We start from the raw sequence: 3792 nt of genomic DNA, 5'->3' as shown, positions 1-3792 counted from the left end.
GACATCTGTCGTTTCTGGGGCCATCGACGAGAGCCCGGAGTTGGCTCTCGTGGAGTTCCGCTGAGCCGTGGTGCCGCGCTGATGGCCGCAGGCCTCCAGTGTCACTGTGGACGACAGTCACCGTCGCGGGTCGCCTCACGTCTGGAGGACGTCCGCGCCCATGTCCACAGGCTGAGAGTCGCGACGATCGCCGCTCCCAAGGCGAGCATCCCGAGCGTCGGGCGATGCGTGGCCCAGGCGATAAGGGCGCCGATGATCCCCGCGGCCGCGAGCAGTTCGATGAGGACCGCTATCGCAATGCGGTTGCGCCTTGAGCCTGGTGCATCGGAGGAGGGAGCGGGCCGGGCGCTGACCGGAGGTGGCCCGGTGGGCGCGACGGTGTGGCGGCGCTGGGCGGCGACCTGTGGGCCGGAAGAGTCCGGTCCATCCGCCCGAGCAGCAGAGGCCGGTCGAAGGAGCTGGTCAGGCGACTCGTCGGGTGACGTCATCTGAGCCTCCTTCGTGGTCGCCATGGCGCGCGTCTCGCACCCTGCGGGTCGCGTCATCGCGTCCCCTCAGCGTCGGCGAGACGAGTCGCGCGATAATCTATCAGTTGCGCAAAGAACAGACTAATCTGGACGGGCGCTCAGCCGACGCCCGAGGCAATGATCCTTTATTTGCGCAAAGCGTTGAATGACGGCTAGTCTCTCCACGTGGGCCAGAGCGGCCCCGAGCCATGCGTGAGGAGGTGATCCGTCGTGAGCGACGACCACAGTCGAACTACCCAGCCCAGCGGGACTACGGCGGGTCGGCTCCGAATCCGACGCCTCTGACTTTCCGCTGGGGTACCTCCTCACTGATCCCTCAGCGGCTCTGACCGGCCAGCGCATGCCTGCTCTTTGCGCGCGGCGGTTCTGCCGCGCCTGAAACCGCCTGGAGAAATCTCATGCGCACTTTTGACACCGACCTCAATGAACTGTCCACCACGTCGGCGGGGACGACTCCCCGCGCGCCGATCCGTCCCGCCCGTGGCAAGAACCGGCGGGCGGACACCTCGGTCTCCACGCTGGCTGCCGGGCAGCAGCGGATTCTCGTGGAGTCGGCGCTGCTGCCCGCAGCGTCCTCCCTGTCGTCGTTCGCGACGAGCCCGTCGGGTCTGACGGAGGATGCCGTGACAAGGCTCCGCGCCCGGTACGGCCTGAACGAGGTCCGCCACGACAGGCCTGCCCCGGCGCTTGTTCAGTTCCTGCGGACCCTCGTGAACCCGTTCGTCCTGATCCTGATCTTCCTCGCTGTGGTCATGGTGCTCACCGATGTGGTCTTCGCGGACCCTGGGGACGGCCCGGACTTCACCGGAGTCGTCACGGTGGGCATCATGGTGCTCGCCAGTGTGCTCGTGAGGTTCTGGCAGGAGTACCGCTCGTCCCAGGCCGCTGAGAAGCTGAAGGCGATGGTGCGGACCACGGTCGCCGTCACCCGGCAGGTGGGCGGCAAGCCGGTGACTGGCGAACTGCCGATCGAGGAGGTCGTGCGCGGCGACATCGTGCAGCTCGCGGCCGGTGACATGATCCCGGGCGACGTACGGTTCCTGCGTACCAAGGACTTGCAGGTCAACCAGGCGATGCTCACCGGCGAGGCGATGCCGGCGGAGAAGTCGGCCGACGCCGCCGAGTCGGTGACCGAGGCCAGCATCCTGGATGCGCCGAATCTCGGCTTCATGGGAACCTCGGTGGTCTCGGGCTCGGGCACTGCGGTGGTGCTCGGCACCGGGAACCTGAGCTACTTCGGCAGCATGGCTTCCGCCATCGTGGGGACGAGGCCGGAAACGGCGTTCGACAAGGGGATCAAGAAGGTCACTTTCACGCTGATCAAGTTCATGTTGGTGATGGTGCCGGTCGTGTTCGTCCTCAACGGCCTCACCAAGGACTGGACGAGCGCGTTCCTGTTCGGCGTCACCGTCGCGGTGGGCCTGACCCCGGAGATGCTGCCGCTGGTGGTCACGGCCGGTCTTGCCAAGGGCGCGAGCTTCATGGCTCGCCGGAAGGTGATCGTCAAGCGGCTCAACAGCATCCAGAACCTCGGCGCGATGGATGTGCTGGCGACCGACAAGACGGGAACGCTCACCGAGGACCGGATCGTGCTGGAACGGCACCTGGATGTGGAAGGCCGCTCAAGCGCGGTCACGCTGGACTACGCGACGGCGAACTCACACTTCCAGACCGGGTTGCGCAACCTGCTGGACGCGGCGGTCCTGGCCGCGGCGGGCCCGCAGGGAATCGACCGGGTGCAGCGTGACTACCTCTTCGTGGATGAGGTGCCGTTCGACTTCGTGCGGCGGCGGATGTCGGTGATCGTCAACGACGGATTCGCGCACCTGATCATCACGAAGGGTGCCGTCGAGGAGGTGATGGCGCTGTGCACGACCGAGCTCTCCGGTGGTGCGAGCCTGCCCCTGACCGTGGCGCGTCAGACCGAGTTGGGGGCGCTGGTCGCCGAGCAGAACGAGCTCGGGATGCGCGTGCTCGCTGTGGCGGTGCGCCGGGTCGCGCCCGACCGCGAGGGCGCTCTGCCCGAGTTCGGCGCCGAGGACGAGCGGAATATGACGCTGGTGGGCTTCCTGTCCTTCCTCGACCCGCCGAAGGCGACCGCCGGCGCGGCGATCGCGAGCCTGCGCGAACACGGCGTGGCTGTCAAGGTCATCACCGGGGACAACCCGCTGGTCGCGGCCACCGTGTGCCGCCAGATCGGCGTCGACTCCGGCCAGATCGTTCTCGGCGGCGACATCGAAGACCTGTCGGTCGAGGAGCTCAGCGTCCTCGCCGAGCGCACCACGGTCTTCGCGAAGGTCACCCCGGCGCAGAAGGCGCGGATCGTGGAGGCCCTGCACGCGCACGGCCACACGGTCGGGTTCATGGGCGACGGCATCAACGACGCCCCGGCGCTGCGCACCGCCGACGTCGGCATCTCGGTCGACACGGCGGTGGACATCGCCAAGGAGTCGGCCGACATCATCTTGCTGGAGAAAGACCTCACCGTCCTGGAGGGCGGGGTGCTGGAGGGGCGCCGCACCTTCGTCAACACGATGAAGTACATCAAGATGACCGCCTCCTCGAACTTCGGCAACATGTTCTCGGTTCTGGTCGCCAGTGCCATGCTGCCGTTCCTGCCGATGATCCCGCTGGTCGTGCTGGTGCAGAACCTCGCCTACGACCTTTCGATGCTCGCCCTGCCCTGGGACAGGGTCGATGCCGGGGACATCAAGAGGCCGCGCAAGTGGGAATCGCAGAGCCTGTCCCGGTTCATGGTCTTCCTCGGCCCGACGTCCTCGATCTTCGACCTCACGACCTACGCGCTCATGTGGTTCGTGTTCGCCGCCAACAGCGTCGAGCACGCCGCCCTGTTCCAGTCCGGCTGGTTCATCGAGTCGATCATCTCCCAGACTCTGATCGTCCACCTGCTGCGCACCCGCCGCATTCCGTTCGTCCAGTCCCGAGCGAGCCTGCCGGTGCTGCTGGCGACGGGAGCGGTGTGCGCCTTCGGGCTCGTCCTGCCATTCACCGGATGGGGCGCCACACTCGGGCTGGTGCCGCTGCCCTGGACGTACTTCCCCTGGCTCGTCGGCACCCTGCTGACCTATTGCCTGGTCGTGCAGACCGTCAAGAAGGCGTTCATCCGCCGATTCGGCACCTGGATCTGACCCGCCACGACCCGTGGGGTGGGGGGGCCCCCAAAGGCCCCCCCCCCCCCCCCCCCCCGGCCCCCCCAGCCCGCAGGGGTGGCCCACACAAAACCACAACCACCCCCGCGGCGGGG

At 67.5% G+C, this 3792-nt stretch carries 1 protein-coding gene; it reads left to right on the top strand.

Features of this window, described 5'->3' with window-relative positions; all coding sequences use genetic code 11:
* The first annotated feature begins 925 nt into the window (after positions 1 to 925).
* Positions 926 to 3676 carry a magnesium-translocating P-type ATPase gene (mgtA, locus tag Q0066_RS04725; RefSeq protein ID WP_298130560.1) on the top strand — a complete coding sequence of 917 codons (2751 nt, stop codon included), beginning with the start codon at positions 926 to 928 and terminating at the stop codon, positions 3674 to 3676.
* Positions 3677 to 3792 lie beyond the last annotated feature (116 nt).

Origin of the sequence: Micropruina sp. (assembly GCF_027492755.1) — a bacterium.
Classification (GTDB): Bacteria; Actinomycetota; Actinomycetes; order Propionibacteriales; family Propionibacteriaceae; genus Micropruina.
The sequence above is the reverse complement of the archived record's forward strand: the minus strand, read 5'-3'. Positions and strand labels throughout refer to the sequence as shown.